Source organism: Flavobacterium piscinae (assembly GCF_004122145.1).
GTDB lineage: Bacteria > Bacteroidota > Bacteroidia > Flavobacteriales > Flavobacteriaceae > Flavobacterium > Flavobacterium piscinae.
In genome coordinates, this window is sequence record NZ_SBKQ01000002.1 from 293,410 (window position 1) to 311,774 (window position 18,365).

Genomic DNA, 18,365 nt, shown 5'->3' on the forward strand with positions numbered 1-18,365 from the left:
TAGTATTTCAATTATTGAATGGATTAAGGGCATGTCAAACAAAATTATTTTTACGCTAGAATCAAGAGAAAATTTTTATTTGGAAGTAATGAAAGAAAATTTCAAACTTACAGATAAACAGATGTATGAGGCAATTCAGCTAGCTTTTAATCATTTCGAGGAAAATTTGCATTCAAAAAAGAAAATAGAGTACAAAGATTTAAGGAATGTATTGACACCAAATATCAACAAGAAAGAAATTGCACTTATTTTTGACAGTTCTAAAATAAAATCAGCTTGGTATGGTTATGAAGTTTTTGATAAAGTAATTCCGATTTTTAATAAAAAAACAAAGCACAGTATCTTATCCGGTGATTTAATAATTGAGCAAAACTTTTATTTTTGGAGGGAGGTGTTTTTTGAAGAGTTGATATCTGAAAAAGATACAGATTTTTTGAACATACGAGATTGCTTCATTATTTATATCAATAATCTTTCAAATACCTTATTTACTAATTTTCATAATCACCTGAGTAACTATGAGCCTTATGTAGGATTTATTGATACAACGACACAAACAAAATTAAAAACAATAATGTCTTTTATACTATGCAAAGTAGCCATAGTAAACAATAATGAAATAATCCTTCCTTATGAAGATGAAGATTGGGAAATTGATCAAAACACACAAGGTTTACCATTTGAAAAGTATAACTTTTCAATCAGAAGTATTCCAAGTCTATACTATGATTTGTTTTTATCCTATAAAATTGAAAGAGAGGATTTAAAGGGTTACAGTTTAGATACCCGAATTGCTTTAAACTCTATTACACCTATTGTAAAAGATTTAGAAAGACTCAATATAGAAATCGATGAGCCAAAGTTTAACTATCTTTTAAACGAAAAAGGAGGCAAACTAAAAAAAGCTCAATTAGAAAAGTATTCTATTATAGATTTTGAAAAATTAATAAAAGAAAAAATCAAGGATAACTACATCTATGAAATGTCAGAATTAAAAGAATTCAATGTCATCAAATTTAATGTAATCATTGAATTAGAAGTTCAATATTCTCAAGAAAAAGTGAAATGTCAGGCTACACTGCATTATATGCCTAAAGAAAATAAATTAAAATTGATTACATTTTTTTAATACTTTTGAGAAATGAACATAGAAAGTATCATAGCAATCCTGGCAAATAGTGTGGCAATTTTAGTAGCCACCAAAAATGATACACCTATACTTTCCCTTTTTAAAAAAACCTTTTTTTAACTTTTTTTGACACGTAGTTTTTTTGTGTGTCAAAAACTTTCCTTATAAATAAAGGATTGAAGACCAATTGGGAATCGAACCTGTGACCTACTTTTTAAAAAAAATCATTTTTTTTCATTAGAATCAAGTATAAAAAGTGCTAAATCCATCTTTAATTGGTGTTGTCCAAATTGGATTAATTTGGTAACAGTTGATAGATGACAATGTTTAAATTTAAATTTTCCACATATACACATGGCTTCTTTTTTTGGCAACTTATTTGTTGTAATTTGTTTTAATATTTTGATAATTAATTCTGAATCTATAAGATTAAATTCTTTAGCATAATAATACTTAACTCCATCAAATTCATGAGGATAATCACCATTTGCATAATTCCCTGTTTGTAGCTTATATTGATGATTAGCAAAAAACGGATAAATCTTGTTTTGATAAAAAGAAATCAAATCAATTCCTTTATTTTTTAATAGTAGTAGTTGGTGAGTAATATCCAAACAACAAGCACCATCATTAGCTATATGCCAATCATTTTCTCGTTTAATCTTCTTGGAAATTTCATAAACCTCAGGAATAATATTGGGATATTTAGTGACAGGAACCTTAATCCTTATATCATAACTATCCCAATAATTTCCATCAACATCTATAATATCAATTTTACCATCCAAAGTAAGTTTAACTTCTGTTTCCTCAACTAAAAAGAAAATTGGATACATATCCAAGAATGCTTCAATATCTTTACTTAACTTTCTATTCATTAATTGAAATAGGGTTTACTCAATTCCGCGATAGGTTGTAAATGCAGAGGATTTAATATAGTATTTGATACGGGAAGTCTAAAATTTAATTTTCCATTTTGATCTAATGTAACGTGAGGTTGCTCTTTTAAAAACTTTTCCCAATTAAAATCATGTTGGGTATAATAAAAACCTTCTTCAGGATTTTTGAAAATATAACGGTCGTTTTCATTTCCGGTTCTTTTAGAAACAACGCTAAAATATTCTTCACTTTTCGGCAATAAATCTTTTATATGGTCACCTGCAACAATTCCGAACCTACTAGCATAAGACTGCATTTTACTAGCTAAACTAGTATGTAAGCTGCAAGTAGTAACCTCACTAATATTTTCTATTCCACAAGAACCCCATAAAACATCTTCTGCCTCTCCAATATCAATACCACTTCTTATGGAAATATTCTCAACGCCTTGAGATAATAAATAATCTTTCAAATCATTTTGCACAAAATAACTATAGGTACTTAGAGATAATAAAGCATCCTTAACAGCTTTTTCTTTTGATATATTTTTACCTCCAAAATAAACAAATAAGCCATCTCCTTGAATGCGTTGAATATAACCACCATGAATTAAAGCAGTATGTATATTTGCTTTTACAAGTGTATTAGTAATTAAGAACACAGTTTCTTTACTAAATTTTTTAAATAAATTAGTACTACCCACAATATCAACGAAGCATGAAATAATATAATGTTCTTCTGTGGTGTTAGTAGCCTTTAAATGGCCAAAGTCAGGATGCAATCCTAATGTTTGATTATAATTAGGTCTGGATAAGCCAGAAATCTCAGAATATTTACGCATGCTGGGTGCAAGCTCTTTATCTGATATTTTATTTTTAATTGATGAAAAAGTTGCTTTATAGCTTTCATTTAATGGTCTAGCTCCTGATAATCCTTTTGATAAAGAACTTCTTTGGTCTGCCTGTACTGCTTCTTTGATTACATTAAAATAATCTAAATATATATTCATTTTAAATATTGTTTTTAAAAATTAATAGTGATACAATAATTAACATTATAACTTGAAAAAGCATTGATTGTCCAGTTATACTTAAAATTGTAAATTTTTTACTCAATCCTTTTGATAAGTAATAGACTTGTTCTCTTAAATCATTCAAGTCTTCTTTTTCATCACATTTTTTGCTTTTTTCTTTATATTCATCAAAAGTATTTTTTGATATAGTTCCAAAATAATACAAAGACGAAGATTTAAATCCTAAAAATGGAATACTAGCATAAATTAGCAAAGCTATTGTCAATAACCCTACTAAAGTCAATAGTATAATCAAAAACTCAATACTAGATTTACAAATAGTGAGTTTTGAACTTATGGCAAAATAGGTTCCAGTTATTCCTCCAAGTAAAAAAGTATTTACAGCAATATAAACTGCAATTTTATTATTGATACTATCATAATAATGGTCAAATCTCCCGATATTAAAAAGTAAACGTTCTTTTTCTGATTTATTCATTCTATTTAATTTAAAATTAGACGAGCCTTAAAAGCTCGTCTAAAAAATAATAATTTATTTCAACGCTTTAGCAACCAAAGAAAAAGCAACAATTAGAGAAGCCACTACAGCTATTCCATTGACTAATTCTGCTACTTCATCATAAACTGTAACACAGTTATTTTTAAGGCAAATAGTTGCTTTTGGGTTGTGTTGAAATCTTTTGGTAATTGTACTCATAAGAATTCTATTTTTGGTGAAACAAAAGTGCATTTACCCTATTGGGTAAAGCACACCTAACTACTCTAAAAAGAAAATCACTTCTCTTTTCTTACTCCTTTAAAAGGCGTTCCATCTTGCTTAACATCCATAAAACGACCAGTACTAGCGTCACGCTTAACATACTGTTCAGTTTTAGGATTATAAGTCTGACTTCTTCCTTTTACTGCACCATTACGATGCCCATCTCCGGGTGTACCATTTTTTGCCATGGCTATCAGATTTAATACAATCAAACAATTTAAAACTGAGGCGTTTGATTAAAAACCCAAGGAATAATTAGGTAATAAATAGAATTCTATTACTTTTGCAGAATAATTTAAAAGGGTCCAATCAATTAAATTACTCTGACCGAAGCACTATTCCATAGCTTCGGTTTTTTTATGTGTAAGATGCTATATCTGACATTTTTACTTTTCCAATATAGCCCAGTTCTTCCAACTCTTTTTCAGAAAGTTCCAATACATTGCTGACAGATAACTTCTCTTCTTCAGATGTGCTGTATATAAATAATTCACGAAGAGCTTTCCCAGTATAATAAACCAATGTATTAGTCTTCATAATATATCTTTTTACACCATAATTAAATACTTCACCATTTAGAAGAATAATTATACCAGCATGTCCTTCATTTAATTTTATCTTCATAATTTATTATTTAAAATACTCTAAAATCCGATCTCTATCTTCATTTTCTTTTTCATTCTTATGATAAATTTCTACAAAAACGATGCATTCTTCTTCTTTAAAATAAGCATAAACCAATCGCAAACCTGAATTAACTCCTTTTCCTTTAAGCGATTTACAAGCAATTTTCTTAACTTTTATGACACAACTCTCAATACCTAAATTATCAATTCTATAACTAAATGGTGGTCTATCCTCAGGTAGAACTTCTAACACTTTCTTTACAAGCTCAATGTCATCAACTAAAGTTTTATACTTCTTTAAAAGTGTCTTAAAATCTTTCTTGAAAGGAGTTATTTCTTCAAATTCAATCATAACCCATTATCTTCTTCATAGTTTCTAACGGAGAACGGAGGTTCACGATAAAAAGCCAATTCGTAATCAATTTCTTCACCATCTTTAGAAACCATCCAAGGAATATCCTTATGAGAATAATTACTTACTGCGGAAGCAGACCAATCACTCATTTGCTCAATCACTCTATCGATAACTTCTTTCTCACTAGCCTTTAATTCTGTTAAGTCAGCTTTTACAAGCGGTATATATCGAGTTTGTGGATAACCATGATACTCCGTTTTTAATCGCTGAATAGTTTCGCTCTCAATCATATCATGAATAATAATATCCAAATTTTGAGGAACTGGTCCAAAAGGCAATTTACGATAAGTGGCTCCTGTCAATTGTTCTTCATACAATTCATAATAATTAAAATCTGAAAAATACAAAAGCTTATATAAAACAGTTTCTCCTACATTTGGTTTTCCGGCACAATGTTCCAAGATGTAAAGCAAAATATTTTTCATCTTACTTACCTTTAAAGAGGGTACTGAAATTCTTTCTGTAACATTGTCTTGTTTTTTCTCCTCATAGTAATCTAAAGTATCCAATGAAAATTTTTCAGACATAAAATCATCAAGAGAAAAACCCAATACTTGCCCAAATTTTTGCAATTCCATTATATTCAAACTTCTTTTTCCTAATTCTATTTGAGTCAAAGAAGGTCTAGATATACCAACCATTTTTGCCAAATCTTCTTGAGAAAATTGCTTTCTCTTTCTCAATTCAGAAATACGATGGCCAATTTGATCTTGTGAAATTTGAAATAGCATAATTTTGAAATATAGATTAGTTATGCAAATATATAAAATGTTTTAAATCAAAACAAATTAATGTTAGAAAATAAAACAGTTATTTGTTTCCAGTTGCCACTCCTTCCCAACGCTCTAAAAAGTTTTTGTATGCCAGAAATGTATCACTCCGAATGGAAAATGTGCAAGGCAACAAAAACTTTTCCCAAAGCTTAGTTACATAATGTGGCATTATAGGGCAATAAAGAAGTTTTTTCCTTCGAAACAAGAGTAGTAATTGCCCTATAATAACATTATGTAAAAAAGCCGCACGGCCAACGCTCGAAAGCCCCGCTCCAGCCACACATTTTTGGTAGCTTTCCTCGCATCACCCAAGCTACCAAAAACACGTGGCTTCGCGGGTCTTACTTTGTGTTTTCATAAGAAGTTTTGTCCTTTGCTTAAAAGCCTTTCTTCGAATCACGTTTTACCTATTGTTTTTATCAACGAACCGCTTAAATCGGAAGTATTTGCATTATATTTTGAAGTTGCATAAATTTTCATGAGAAAAGCTCTGCCAACTGAGACTGTGACTGCCAACTTTCAAAACCATGCAACCTCAAAATATAAAATCATCCGCAAGAGTATAGTTTTGATTTGCTCAAGAGAGTAGTAGTAATTGCTTTTAGTCTTGCAGATGCCATAATGCTTTTAACAACATTAAACCTTAAAACTATCAACTTTTAAACTCCTTCCAGGCATCAGTAAGCCTTAAAAGCAATCAGAAAAGAAACTGCCAAGCAAATCAAAACTATACACTTGCTCAATCTCCGTATCAAATTCTACCTAAATACTTAAAAAAAGCGGTAGTATTTGCATTGTTTTTTGAAGGTGCCATCCATCTCCTGATAAAGTTTTGCCTAACTCATCTTTTCAATTCACTTTCAGGCACCATCAAAAATCAAGACTATGTGCCAGTAAGAGTTTCAAATTTCGTGTTCGGATAAAAAGCGTTTACATTGTTTTTTGGTTTTTTCATCCGCCCCCAAAATTTGAAACACTTACAAGACGTCCCCAACTCCGAACGATAGCAAACCGGTCTTCGATAGAAATATTCCCTAACATCTTATAAAATCGGAAGTATTTGCATTGTTTTTTGAAGGTGCTATCCATCTCCTAATCAAAACCAACTAACACTCTATTTCAATTCACTTACCGGCACCCTCAAAAATCAAAACGGGCATCAAGAGTTTCAAATTTTGGTTCTGGATGAAAAGCGTGGTTATTGTTTTTTTTGGTTATTTCATCCAGAACCAAAATTGGAAACCCTTGCAAGACGACCCCAACTACGAACGAGAGTAAACCGTCCTTCGAAACAAAATCTATTTTATACAAAGCGGTGTTAGATAAAAAATGATAGCAGAAATAAATCCGTGAAAATCAAACAATAGCGAAGCTATCAAAATCAGTGAAAATCCGCGTTTAGCTTTAGCTAATCCGTTCAATCCGCGTTCCAATAAAGAAACGTGAAACTTTCCACTCCGAATCAAAAAAAATAAAATAAAAAAAAAGATAGCAAAGTTAAGTTCCGGGTTATCAAAAAAGCAAGTTCAAGCCCTGCGGGTTTTTTAAAAAATCTCCACCACCCATCCATCTCCGAATCACTTTTTACCTAACAATATTTTTCATAAGACGTTATGGGGTGGTAGTATTTTTAAAAAAAACTTGCTTTTTTGAAACCCTCCACTTAAAGAGAGTGCTTTCTTTTTTTTCTTTTTTTTCTTTTCAAAAAATTTTAATGGAAAAGTGTGTCTTGTCAGTAATTCTTTAAACGCCACGTTATGATAAATTTTAAATTAAAACACCACCGAACTGGGGAAACCTACTCAAACCCTCATTTTTTCATTCTCAACAAGGGAATGAATACAGGGAAACCACTCAATGAACCATGCCCGAACTGTTTTGTAATTCTTTTGTACTGCTCAGAAGATTGCGAACACATGAAAGCCATTATTTCATCACTTTGGAGGATAAAATTTTGGCATCATTTTTTAATTGGTTCCGTTATACCTTATATCCGAATCCATGATTTTTCTAAAAATCTGATGTTAAAATCTAATGAAATGATGCAAGATTTTGAACAACACAAAAAAGACGTCGCAACCCTCAAATTGTTGGAGCAAAAAGAGGACCAATTTCATAAAAACATCAACCTCATAAATGACCTCAGAAAGGTTATTTTATATCGGTACTGTAAAAGGTAAATTTCACCCAAAAAAACAGCCTAATCGAGAGACTAGGCTGTTTTATTTTGTTGATAACCGTAAATTTTGTTAATATTCTATACTCAAAAAATCCATCAATTTTAATTTTAAAAGGTATTTTTGAAATCAAGTAAGTATTGAAATTACTCAAATAAGAAAATATGGAACATGAAATGATAGGAACTTGCAACGCTTGCAGCTACTCCAAAAGATTTAAATTTGGAGGAGGTCGCCTTAAATTTCAAAATGCTTGTTTAGGTCCTGCGATTAATACCAAAACCGGGAAGATGGAAACCATCAACTACAAAATGTTTGACCCAATGGTTTACAAAATTTACACAGACGCAGAGCTTCAATCTGAACATCCGGAATATCTTGTCAAATTCACATATGGCAATTTTACCATATATCCTACGGGTAATTTTTGCCCTTCTTGCCACAACAAAACACTTGATTTCTCTATTAAAGTTACTGTAGAATAAAAAAGCCCATTCCTTTCGGTTTGGGCTTTCATTTTGTTTAACTCAAAGATCACCACAACTTGACTTAAACTTATTTTTTGTGCTTCTTACAGAGGTATTTAAGCATTACAGAAATTGAAAAACTCACTACAGCTCCAACAGCAGCTAAAACAACTGTTTTTATCAAATCTTCTGAGTTCAAATTAGGCACAATACTCAAAAAAGTACCTCCGGCAGTGCCAACTATCGTTGAATTAGTGTGGCTGCTCATTGTTCTCAACAGTCAACTGACTTACAGCCGAGATAACCCCACCCGCAACAGCCACATAACCTCCGACTGTGGTGATGATTACCGGTAAAGCAACCGGAGCAGTCACAACTGCTGTACCAACTGTGGCCAATGCCAATCCAATAGTTCGAAGCACTTTAAAAAACTTTGGTGTGGGAGCTTTCGCTCGCTCTACAATTTTATTCATAATCCAATCTTTTTTGCCCTTTTCAGGTTCTATTGAACAATTAATTCGACACTTTCACTATTATCCAAAGCCTTGTAAACTAAATCTCTAAGCTTTACAAAAGCGATTCGAGACATCAATCCAAAACCCGGTCCGGAAAGTTTAGTAACAGGTGCAATACAGCCTTTCAACTCTTTTTGGGCATTGTTAGCAGGATGAAAAAGAATAAACTTTCTATTCGGTACATTCATCACTTCCAAATGCCATTTATATTTGGCACTGTATCGCTTTCTAATAAAATATTTCCCCTCCGGAATACAGGAAACCTTCGTTTCGTTTTTTCTCCACGGCAATTCAATAGTGTAAGAAATCAATTTGCCTTCGCATTCGAGTTTACCATTTGTTCCATCAGGGAAATAAGTTCTAGTTAAAAATAAAACCATATTAAATTTTGATTTCAAATTTCTAACTTAAGATTACAAGCCGCTTACTTGTACCAATGAAAGAGGGTTAAACGCTCCGTTTTTCAACGAATACATTTGCCCATTCACTTCCTGATAAAACTCTAATCCAAGTGCTAAAAACAAAGGTTTAGTACTGTTAGGTGTAACAGTATTTACCTGATTAATAGCAACTGTTGGAACAGCATTCCATGGTAAAATAGCTGTTTCAGAGTTTTGAACTACAAATGTCTCTTCCTCAAAATCAACTTCAGCTCCTGCAGAAATGATTTTAAAATGAGTAGTTCCGGAAGGTGCTGCAATCATATTCGCAGGAACAAATGGAGGAATATCAACTGATATTTCACCTGAAACACGATCAATAGCACTAGTAAAGGGTGCATACAGACTAGTCCCTAGTTTACCACGAATGTTAAACTCGAATCCGGCCAATAATTCCGCTTCACCATCAATCACATTTCGTAATCCTCTTTCATTGGTAGCATCCGCTTGAATCACTCTCACCATGCGTTGGGTCAACCGACTCACCATTCTTCCATCAGCAGAGTTCAATAGCAAAGCTCTCAAAGAAGTTCTCAAAATCTTACCGGCCTTCCCTGCCCTTCCAAACTCAGCACCGTTCTCACGCGTTCTTTGAAACGCCGGGTCACTCGCAATTCTACTAGCTTCAATTCCGCCTTTTTCTCTTGCTAAATGACCATCTTGAGTTTTATAAAAGGTAATATCCCCGATAGTACCTTTCAACTTAATTATGCCCTTCTGCCTAGCCATAACTTCAAAATTTTGTTAAACATTTGGTTTGCCTTAACAAACCGCTTACGACTCCATCATTCTAAATTTTGTTGCAACAGTTTCAAATGATAATCACAAAGATTACAACGCATTTTGCTAAAGAAAAAACAAGCAGTGTACCATATGTCCAAAATAGACACAAGTGTCCAAAATGAACATAAAAACACCCTTTATCAGTTTAAAAAATTATAGTTAAATTGCAGAAGATTTTCTGCTAGTCAGAAGGTAGTCAAAGCCTATTCAAAGGCATGGATAAAGTATGAAAGCGATCACGAAAAGAATATGTATCTATCCAAAAGACATTGAACGAATCACAGGCAAGAGTTACAGACAAAGCACCAGAATATTAAAAGCAATTAGGAAAAGTAACAACAAACTTGATAATGAATTCGTAACAATTGAAGAGTTCTGTCAATACACAGGTTTGAAAATTGAACAAGTAGAACCACTCATTTTTGGGTAGTATTTTAAAATGATAAAATAGAATAATTATTCTTAAAAAACTCTCGAATTTAATTACAACTAGTTCATTTTTTGGTTTAGATTAATTTGCTAAATACCTCATTATTTATTAACTTTACACTATTAAGATTTAGGAATAATTGCATCCCAAAAAAAAGGAGCATTATCGAGACCAAGTAGTTTTTAAAGATTATATTTCATTATATATCAAGGAGTTGGGAATTAGGTTTTGAACCCTCATCGCCCACCAAAAACTCCTTAAGTAATTAGGGAGTTTTTTATTTCTAAAGGGTCATTAACTCAGTTGGTTCAGAGTGTCACGTCGACAACGTGGAAGTCATTGGTTCGAATCCAATATGACCCACTTTTTTTACTAGAATTCTAGTAAACCTATTCCTATTAGCTAGATTTTCTAGATTCAATTCTAATTTTGCGAGATAATTGTTTTACTTTCTCTAATTCTCCTTTGAATACTTATTTTTTTGATATATTTGAAATCTAATCAATCCTATTGAGACTTTTAAAATTTCAGTTTGATTCAACATATTATCTAAAGGAAAAAAATCTAATGAAAAATATACTTTTAAATATTGTCCTTTTTTTAACTTCAACCACTTTTTTAGCTCAAAATAAACAAACGGAAAAGGCCGATAAACTATTTGAAACTTATCAGTATGTAGCAGCAATTGAAGAATACTTAAAGATCGCTGAATCTAAAAAAGCCGACAAATATGTTTACAAACAATTGGCCGACAGCTATTATAATGTATACAACACCGCAGAAGCGGCAAAATGGTATGCAAAAGCAGTGGTAAAAAGTTCGGATGGCGAAACTTTTTATCGCTATGCACAAACTTTAAAATCACAAGGAAAATACCAAGAAGCCAATGTACAAATGGATAAGTTTGCTTCGCTAATGCCCAATGATCAACGAGCAAAAGACCATAAAGCCAATCCGAATTATATTCCTAGTTTAGCTGATAAAACCAAGTTGTTTGATGTAAAAGAAACAACAATCAACAGTAAAGACCAAAGTGATTTTGGAGCTATTTTAACGAATGATAATACGTTGTATTTTGCCAGCACACGGAACACTTCAAACAAAACAGACAAGTGGAACAATCAACCGTATTTGGATATTTTTTCTTCAACACTAAATCTAAACGGAACACTTACTGAACCACAGAAAGTAAATGAATTAAACACACCTTATCATGATGGTCCGGTTACTGTTTCTGTTGACGGAAATACAATGTTTTTTGCAAGAGACGGTCACAGCGAAGGAGTTTATGAAAAGGACAAAAAGAATAAAATTCAAATCGGCGAGCAAGGTTTATATAAAGCCACTAAAGTCAATGGAAAATGGACTTCCATTCAAGCATTGCCTTTCAATAGTAAAAATTATTCCGTTAGCCATCCCAGCTTGAGTAAAGACGGTAAAACATTGTATTTTGCCTCTAATATGCCCGGAGGATTGGGTGATACAGACATTTGGAAAGTTTCAGTAAATGGTTCTACTTATGGAAAGCCGGAAAACTTAGGGAGTTCTGTAAACACAGCCGGAAAAGAAGGCTTTCCCTATATTACCGATGACAATATTCTATATTTCGCTTCAAGTGGCAGACAAGGTTTTGGTGGATTAGATGTATTTAAAATTGATTTAAACAATCCAACCGAAACCATAAACATCGGAAAACCGGTGAATACTGAAAAAGACGATTTTTCATTTAGTTTTAATACTAACAAAAATATAGGCTTCTTTTCTTCTAACAGAGATGGTATGGATAACATTTTTCAAGCCATCCCGGTTTGTTCGGCAGAAGCGGTTGCTTCAGTAAAAGACAAAAAAACCGGAAAAGTGCTTGCCAATGCAACGGTTTCAATTTTAGATGAAAAAAGAAACGTGATTGCTACTACCCAAACTAATTCTAGTGGTGAAGTGATGTATGACATTAATTGCAATACTTCGTACATTTTTCAAGTAACAAATCCGGATTATGATCCTGCTTCTTCAACGGTTGAAAAAGTAAAATCCGGCAGAACTTCAGTTGTGATTGAATTGGATCCGATTGAAGTGATTGTAACCGAAACGGAAGTTATCTTAAAAAACATTTATTTTGAGTTTAATAAAAGTAACATCACTGAACAAGGTGCAACTGAATTGGATAAATTGGTAAAAGTGATGAAGGATTATCCAACCATGGAAATTTTGGTTAAATCGCACACGGATTCAAAAGGAACTTCGGCTTATAATTTGAATTTATCCAATCAACGAGCTCAATCCACGGTTCAATATTTAATTTCAAAAGGAATTGCAAAAGAACGACTTTCCGGTAAAGGCTTAGGTTTTACGGAACCAAAAATTGATTGTAAAGAAAATTGTACCGACGAACAAGATGCTCAAAACCGTCGTTCGGAGTTTTTAATTGTGAAAAAGTAAACTTTTTTCTAGCACTTTTTGCGTGAGGGATAGCAGCGGAAAGCCCACAGAGAGGAGGCACGACGAACGAGGACTTGTAGCGGATAGCCCGACCCTTGTGGTCACGCCCAAATTATAAAATTATCCGTGAACTGTTTCTTTTTTGCCGTAATTAGAAATGAGTTCGCCTTCAAATTCGAGCCATTCCTGCCAACGTTTATCCACATCTACTTTTTCAGAATATTTGCGGGCAAATTTTAAAAAAGTGGTATAATGGTTGGCTTCGCTAATCATGAGTTCACGATAAAACTTGGCTAATTCTTGGTCTTTAATATTTTCGGAAAGTACTTTGAAACGTTCGCAACTGCGGGCTTCAATCATGGCAGCAAAAAGCAATCGTTCGATTAGGGCATCGTTTCGAGAGCCTCCTTTTTTACTGAATTTTACGAGTTGGTTCACATAATCGTCTTTTACTTCGCGGGCAAATTCGTAACCGCGTTCTTGAATGATGTTATGCACCATTTGAAAATGTTCCATTTCTTCGATGGCAATTTTAGCCATTTCGGTCACTAATTCAACATTTTCAGAATTGTTGGTGATGATATAAAGTGCGTTGGCCGCCGCTTTTTGTTCGCACCAGCAGTGGTCGGATAAAATTTCTTCGAGGTTTGATTCGGCGATATTGGCCCAACGCGGGTCGGTTTTAAGTTTTAATCCTAACATGATTCAACTGATTTGATACAAAAATAATGTTTTTTATTTGAAAAGAATTGACTCATTTATTGCTATTTTAGTCGGATGAATGCATTTGAAAATAAACGGATTTTAATTATTGGTTTTGTTTGGCCTGAACCGAAATCATCGGCAGCTGGCAGTAGGATGATGCAATTGATTTCGTTTTTTAAAGAAAACGGAGCAGAAATTACTTTTGCCAGTACAGCTGCCAAATCTGAATTTTCAGAAGATTTGGAAGGTGTTGACCGAAAATTTATTACATTAAATTGTAGTTCGTTTGATGATTTTGTCATGAATTTACAACCCGATTTAGTTTTGTTTGATCGGTTTATGACGGAAGAGCAATTTGGATGGCGAGTGAAAGAACATTGTCCGAATGCTATTAGAATACTTGATACGGAAGATTTACATTGTTTACGAGAAGCCAGACGATTAGCTATTTTAAAAAATAAACCGTTTGAGTTGAACAATGATTTAGCGATGCGAGAAATTGCCAGTATTTTTCGTTGTGATGTGACGTTGATGGTTTCGGAATTTGAAATGGAATTGTTGCAAACGCATTTTAAAGTGCCCTCTTTTTTATTGTTTTATTTACCGATTTGGGTAGAAAACACCTCATTGAATTTACCACGTTTTGAAGAACGAACTGATTTTGTGTTCATTGGAAATTTTCTACATGCTCCTAATCACGATGCCGTTGTTTATTTGAAAGAAGTGATTTGGCCTTTACTATTTGAGAAATTTCCTGAAGCAAAGATGAATGTTTATGGAGCTTATCCGACACAAAAAATTAATTCATTACATCAGCCTAAGCTAAATTTTTATGTTTATGGAAGAGCCGAAAGTTCGTTCGAAGTGATTTCTAAAGCGAGAGTTCTATTAGCACCCATTCGTTTTGGTGCCGGAATTAAAGGGAAATTATTAGAAGCAATGCAGTTTGGCACTCCTAGTGTAACTTCAACAATTGGTGCGGAAGCCATGAATGGTGATTTTTTGTGGAATGGTTATATTTCCGATTCACCGGATGATTTTGCTGAAAAAGCGATAGAATTATACCAAAACAAAACCATTTGGGAGCAAGCTCAACAAAATGGTTTCGAAATTATAAAAAATCGATTTTCGAAAAATATATTTGAAGATTCATTCTTGGAAATGATAAAAGATAAGTTTGAAAATTTAGAAAACTATCGTGAGCGTAATTTTATTGGCTCTATGTTGATGCATCATTTTTTACAGAGTACAAAATATATGGCGAAGTGGATTGAGGAGAAGAATAAAGTTTAGTTTTTAAATCTATTAGTTAATAAAATATAATTTATGATTTTTTTTAAAAAACCAAAAAAGGAATACGAAATCTTGAAATTATTTAAAGTAGTAGATTTAGAGACTGCAAAAAAGTTTCATACTCACGATAGTATTAATTTAATTTTAGAGTTTTTAGAATCTAATTATAAAATGCTGCCAATTAATATTGATTTAAATTATGGAAAAAAAGAATGGTTTGACTTAAAAAAATTTAAACAAGGTTATTCTAAATTTCCTAGTGATAAAACTTTTTATTTAACTGTATATTTTGGCTCAAGTTGTTCAATGTTTAGTTTTTCTAATGATATTTTAAATTCTAATAATAAAAAAGAATCATATATCAATATTACGATGGCATTAAATCAACAATTTTTACATTCAGAAAAAACACTACAATTTATTAAAGAGCTAAATCAAATGTCTTTTTTTGATTATGGTTATGGTTTAAGACTTAATGAAGATTTTGATTTTGAAAGTGAGCGAAAGTATAAAAAATCCTTATTTGGGTTGTCAATATCATCCACTATAACAGAAGAAGATATTGAATTGGAAAAAAGAAAAATCAATTTTAAAAATGGATATTTCCATAAAGTTTACCCATTTAATATTTTCAATAAGAATCAAATTAATTCATTGAATATTGATCAATATCCAAATCACAAACTTTCAAATTTTAGTGATAAACTTTTTTATTTTAATTTAATAGAATAATTAAATAAAAAAGCGAGTCCAAAATTGAACTCGCTTTAAATTTTTCGTTAACTAAGCAAAAACTTATAATATATCTTAAATTAAAAGTTTATTGGTCCTGCCCATTCACTTGTACTGCCATCAGAACAATTGGCTCTTACGTAAAATTGATTCCAAGAGCAAAACATATTTGAAAAAGCAATAGATTCGTTGCTGGTAGTAAATTGATTTCCATTTTGAGGTAATCCTCCCTGTCCAACAAGAGAAATCGTAAAACTTTGTGCATTGCTATAGTCATAATTCCAACTAAAGTTTCTGTAAGCAGTTCCTTGTGTACAGCTACCTGAGATTAAGGTAGTATTTAAAAAAATTGGTTTTGGACATGGCCCAATAGTAGTGTAGGTGTATTTTTGAGCTTCTGATTTATCACTTTCGAAACAAACAGCACTCACATAAATGTCATACGTAGTATTCGTTTGAATGCCTTGAATAGTGCCGCTATTAGTATTAAAATTGAGTTTAGTTCCGCTTCCGACTATAAAGCCTTGTAAACCATATTCAACTTCATAACCTTGAACACTTCCACCATTGTATTCAAAATAGATTTCGATATTTTGAGTGCTGTACCATTGGTTTAAGGTTGCACTAACTTGACCTGTGCATTGACTTTGTTCCGTAGCAATATTGGAAATTTTATAAAAATTAGTTTGTCCTTGTTCACATAAACTAGTGATATAAATATCGTACAAAGTAGAAGGTGTTAAGTTTTCAATAGTTGCACCGGATTGTGATGTTGGAAAAGAAGTTCCGGTACCTTTAGTAAAACCAGCCACACCGTATTCAATGATATAAGAATTCACGCCATTTACGGTTTGGAAGTTAAAACTAATTTGAGTTGGGCTTGTACTGTAGACATTTACATTGGATACCTTCCCACACCCTCCTTCATCACTGGAGGAACAAGAATTAAAAGTTGTTAATAAAATAGTAGATAGTAATAGGCTAAGCCATAGTGTCTTCATTTTTTAATTGATTTTTATTTATATTATTGATTAAGAAAATTCTTCGCAAGTTATAAATATACCTTTGAAATTGCAACCGTTTTTTTTTATTACATTAAAACACAAAAAAAGCGAGTTCAAAGACTCGCTTTTTAATATAATTAAGCTAAATCTAAGCCAACATAGTCACTGGGTTTTCTAAATATGTTCGTAAGGTTTGAAGGAATTGAGCTCCCGTTGCACCATCCACTGTTCTGTGGTCACATGCTAATGTCACTTTCATCGTATTTCCAACTACAATTTGACCATTTCTTACTACAGGTTTTTCGATAATCGCACCTACGGATAAAATAGCAGAATTAGGTTGGTTGATGATCGAAGTAAATTCCGTTATGCCAAACATACCTAAGTTAGAAACGGTAAACGTACTTCCTTCCATTTCGGCAGGTTGTAATTTTTTGTTTTTAGCTCTTCCGGCTACATCTTTCACCGCTGCACCAATTTGAGTTAAACTCATTTGGTCTGTAAATTTCAATACAGGAACGACTAAGCCATCTTCAACAGCCACAGCCACACCTATGTTTACGTGGTGATTGATAACCGTTACATCCTCTTTCCATTGTGTATTGACTTGTGGGTGTTTTTTCAAGGCCATTGCACAGGCTTTCACCACCATATCATTAAACGACACTTTTGTGTCGGGAACTGTATTGATAATAGCTCTGGATTTCATTGCTTCATCCATTGCAACTTCTATTGTTAAGTAATAATGAGGAGCAGTAAATTTAGATTCTGAAAGGCGACGTGCTATGGTTTTACGCATTTGCGAATTTTTCACTTCTTCCGAATAGGATTCTCCAGCCGGAACAAATGGTTGGACAGCAGCTGTCGATTGAACAACACTTTCCTGTTGTACCGCTTTTTGAGGAGCTACAGTTGTTGGAGTGAAGTTTTCAACATCACTTTTTACAATTCTTCCGTTTTCGCCTGAACCTTTTACTTGGGCAAGGTTGATACCTTTTTCTTTAGCAATTTGTCTTGCTAAAGGAGAAGCAAAAATTCTTCCGCTTGATTCAGTTACAATTGTTTCGGTTGTAACAACGGTTGCAGGTTTTGTATCTTCTGCTTTTGATTCTGTTTTTGGAGCTTCACCATCTTTAGTGAAATTTTCAGCTATACCGGAAACATCCGTTCCGGCAGGACCAATGATGGCTAAAATACTATCAACAGGTGCAGACTGACCTTCTTGCACTCCGATATATAATAACGTTCCTGAATTGAATGATTCAAATTCCATTGTGGCTTTATCCGTTTCAATTTCGGCAAGAATATCACCTTCTTTTACTGAATCACCAATTTTTTTTAACCATGTGGCTACCGTTCCGTCTGTCATGGTATCACTTAGACGAGGCATGGTTACTACTTTTACTCCGGCTGGAATTTCAGCAGTTGCCTTTGGTTGAGCTTCTTCTGTTTTTGGAGCTTCTGAGGAAGTCGAATTATTTGATGCAGCAGCACTTCCTCCAGTAAATAAACTTGAAATATCTTCACCTTCTTTACCGATGATGGCTAATAATGAATCAACGGGAGCTGATTCACCTTCTTGAATTCCGATGTGTAACAAGGTACCTGAATCAAATGATTCAAACTCCATAGTCGCTTTGTCGGTTTCAATCTCGGCTAAAATATCACCTTCTTTTACGGTATCGCCAACTTTTTTAAGCCATGTTGCTACAACTCCTTCCGTCATTGTATCACTCAAACGTGGCATAGTTATAATTTTTGCCAT

21 protein-coding genes and 1 tRNA gene are annotated in these 18,365 nt (G+C 32.9%); 7 read left to right on the forward strand and 15 right to left on the reverse strand.

Annotated features, from left to right (window positions below; translation table 11 throughout):
- Window positions 1-31 precede the first annotated feature (31 nt).
- The gene (locus tag EQG68_RS02865; RefSeq protein ID WP_129463275.1) at window positions 32-1,129 is read left to right on the forward strand and encodes a hypothetical protein; all 1,098 of its coding nucleotides are present in this window, start codon (window positions 32-34) and stop codon (window positions 1,127-1,129) included.
- A 224-nt stretch (window positions 1,130-1,353) separates the two neighbouring features.
- Here the strand turns inward: EQG68_RS02865 and EQG68_RS02870 are convergent, their stop codons facing one another.
- From EQG68_RS02870 to EQG68_RS02895, 8 genes are all read right to left on the reverse strand, one after another.
- Window positions 1,354-2,007: a hypothetical protein gene (locus EQG68_RS02870; protein WP_129463276.1), complete on the reverse strand. Its 654-nt coding sequence runs from the start codon at window positions 2,005-2,007 to the stop codon at window positions 1,354-1,356.
- Window positions 2,007-3,017 (reverse strand): adenylate/guanylate cyclase domain-containing protein, encoded by a 1,011-nt coding sequence (locus EQG68_RS02875; RefSeq protein ID WP_129463277.1) that lies wholly within the window; start codon window positions 3,015-3,017, stop codon window positions 2,007-2,009. Before EQG68_RS02875 ends, EQG68_RS02870 begins: the two co-directional genes overlap by 1 nt.
- A gap of 1 nt (window position 3,018) precedes the next feature.
- Entirely contained in the window at window positions 3,019-3,519 is a 501-nt protein-coding gene (locus tag EQG68_RS02880) for a Pycsar system effector family protein (protein WP_129463278.1), read from the reverse strand.
- A gap of 54 nt (window positions 3,520-3,573) precedes the next feature.
- A complete protein-coding gene (locus tag EQG68_RS14995; protein WP_164975376.1) occupies window positions 3,574-3,738 on the reverse strand; it encodes a hypothetical protein in 165 nt (54 codons plus the stop codon).
- A 77-nt stretch (window positions 3,739-3,815) separates the two neighbouring features.
- Window positions 3,816-3,989, reverse strand: a complete 174-nt coding sequence (locus EQG68_RS15000; protein WP_164975377.1) for a hypothetical protein — start codon at window positions 3,987-3,989, stop codon at window positions 3,816-3,818.
- Window positions 3,990-4,158: 169 nt separating this feature from the next.
- Entirely contained in the window at window positions 4,159-4,338 is a 180-nt protein-coding gene (locus EQG68_RS02885) for a hypothetical protein (RefSeq protein ID WP_129463279.1), read from the reverse strand.
- Window positions 4,339-4,431: 93 nt separating this feature from the next.
- Window positions 4,432-4,779 carry a hypothetical protein gene (locus EQG68_RS02890; RefSeq protein WP_129463280.1) on the reverse strand — a complete coding sequence of 116 codons (348 nt, stop codon included), beginning with the start codon at window positions 4,777-4,779 and terminating at the stop codon, window positions 4,432-4,434.
- Window positions 4,776-5,573 (reverse strand): type II toxin-antitoxin system antitoxin SocA domain-containing protein, encoded by a 798-nt coding sequence (locus tag EQG68_RS02895; RefSeq protein ID WP_129463281.1) that lies wholly within the window; start codon window positions 5,571-5,573, stop codon window positions 4,776-4,778. The genes EQG68_RS02890 and EQG68_RS02895 overlap by 4 nt, the downstream gene beginning before the upstream one ends.
- A 1,799-nt stretch (window positions 5,574-7,372) precedes the next feature.
- Between EQG68_RS02895 and EQG68_RS15345 the strand changes: the two genes are divergently transcribed.
- Together EQG68_RS15345 and EQG68_RS02905 are read left to right on the forward strand one after the other, a co-directional pair.
- Window positions 7,373-7,795, forward strand: coding sequence for a DUF6943 family protein (locus EQG68_RS15345; RefSeq protein ID WP_129463282.1), 423 nt, complete (start codon window positions 7,373-7,375; stop codon window positions 7,793-7,795).
- 161 nt (window positions 7,796-7,956) lie between these two features.
- Window positions 7,957-8,277, forward strand: a complete 321-nt coding sequence (locus EQG68_RS02905) for a hypothetical protein (RefSeq protein WP_129463283.1) — start codon at window positions 7,957-7,959, stop codon at window positions 8,275-8,277.
- A gap of 70 nt (window positions 8,278-8,347) precedes the next feature.
- On the opposite strand, the gene EQG68_RS02910 is transcribed toward EQG68_RS02905, so the two are convergent.
- The 4 genes from EQG68_RS02910 to EQG68_RS02925 are packed head-to-tail and all read right to left on the reverse strand — an operon-like array spanning window position 8,348 to window position 9,943.
- On the reverse strand, window positions 8,348-8,527 hold the full coding sequence (locus tag EQG68_RS02910) for a hypothetical protein (RefSeq protein WP_129463284.1): 180 nt from the start codon (window positions 8,525-8,527) through the stop codon (window positions 8,348-8,350).
- Complete coding sequence (locus EQG68_RS02915) at window positions 8,511-8,732, reverse strand: hypothetical protein (protein WP_129463285.1); 222 nt, start codon at window positions 8,730-8,732, stop codon at window positions 8,511-8,513. The genes EQG68_RS02910 and EQG68_RS02915 overlap by 17 nt, the downstream gene beginning before the upstream one ends.
- A 29-nt stretch (window positions 8,733-8,761) precedes the next feature.
- The gene (locus tag EQG68_RS02920; RefSeq protein WP_129463286.1) at window positions 8,762-9,154 is read right to left on the reverse strand and encodes a DUF5675 family protein; all 393 of its coding nucleotides are present in this window, start codon (window positions 9,152-9,154) and stop codon (window positions 8,762-8,764) included.
- 33 nt (window positions 9,155-9,187) lie between these two features.
- Window positions 9,188-9,943 carry a hypothetical protein gene (locus EQG68_RS02925; protein WP_129463287.1) on the reverse strand — a complete coding sequence of 252 codons (756 nt, stop codon included), beginning with the start codon at window positions 9,941-9,943 and terminating at the stop codon, window positions 9,188-9,190.
- A gap of 772 nt (window positions 9,944-10,715) precedes the next feature.
- Here EQG68_RS02925 and EQG68_RS02935 point away from each other — a divergent pair.
- Window positions 10,716-10,790 (forward strand) — tRNA-Val (locus EQG68_RS02935).
- Window positions 10,791-10,994: 204 nt separating this feature from the next.
- The gene (locus EQG68_RS02940; RefSeq protein WP_129463289.1) at window positions 10,995-12,866 is read left to right on the forward strand and encodes an OmpA family protein; all 1,872 of its coding nucleotides are present in this window, start codon (window positions 10,995-10,997) and stop codon (window positions 12,864-12,866) included.
- 120 nt (window positions 12,867-12,986) lie between these two features.
- Here EQG68_RS02940 and miaE read toward each other — a convergent pair whose 3' ends face one another.
- Window positions 12,987-13,568 carry a tRNA-(ms[2]io[6]A)-hydroxylase gene (gene miaE / locus EQG68_RS02945; RefSeq protein ID WP_129463290.1) on the reverse strand — a complete coding sequence of 194 codons (582 nt, stop codon included), beginning with the start codon at window positions 13,566-13,568 and terminating at the stop codon, window positions 12,987-12,989.
- Between the two features lie 75 nt (window positions 13,569-13,643).
- Between miaE and EQG68_RS02950 the strand changes: the two genes are divergently transcribed.
- Together EQG68_RS02950 and EQG68_RS02955 are read left to right on the forward strand one after the other, a co-directional pair.
- Window positions 13,644-14,864 carry a glycosyltransferase family 4 protein gene (locus tag EQG68_RS02950; protein WP_129463291.1) on the forward strand — a complete coding sequence of 407 codons (1,221 nt, stop codon included), beginning with the start codon at window positions 13,644-13,646 and terminating at the stop codon, window positions 14,862-14,864.
- Window positions 14,865-14,897: 33 nt separating this feature from the next.
- Window positions 14,898-15,596 (forward strand): hypothetical protein, encoded by a 699-nt coding sequence (locus tag EQG68_RS02955; RefSeq protein WP_129463292.1) that lies wholly within the window; start codon window positions 14,898-14,900, stop codon window positions 15,594-15,596.
- An 80-nt stretch (window positions 15,597-15,676) separates the two neighbouring features.
- Here EQG68_RS02955 and EQG68_RS02960 read toward each other — a convergent pair whose 3' ends face one another.
- Together EQG68_RS02960 and EQG68_RS02965 are read right to left on the reverse strand one after the other, a co-directional pair.
- Complete coding sequence (locus EQG68_RS02960) at window positions 15,677-16,597, reverse strand: fibronectin type III domain-containing protein (RefSeq protein ID WP_129463293.1); 921 nt, start codon at window positions 16,595-16,597, stop codon at window positions 15,677-15,679.
- Between the two features lie 151 nt (window positions 16,598-16,748).
- Complete coding sequence (locus EQG68_RS02965) at window positions 16,749-18,365, reverse strand: pyruvate dehydrogenase complex dihydrolipoamide acetyltransferase (RefSeq protein ID WP_129463294.1); 1,617 nt, start codon at window positions 18,363-18,365, stop codon at window positions 16,749-16,751.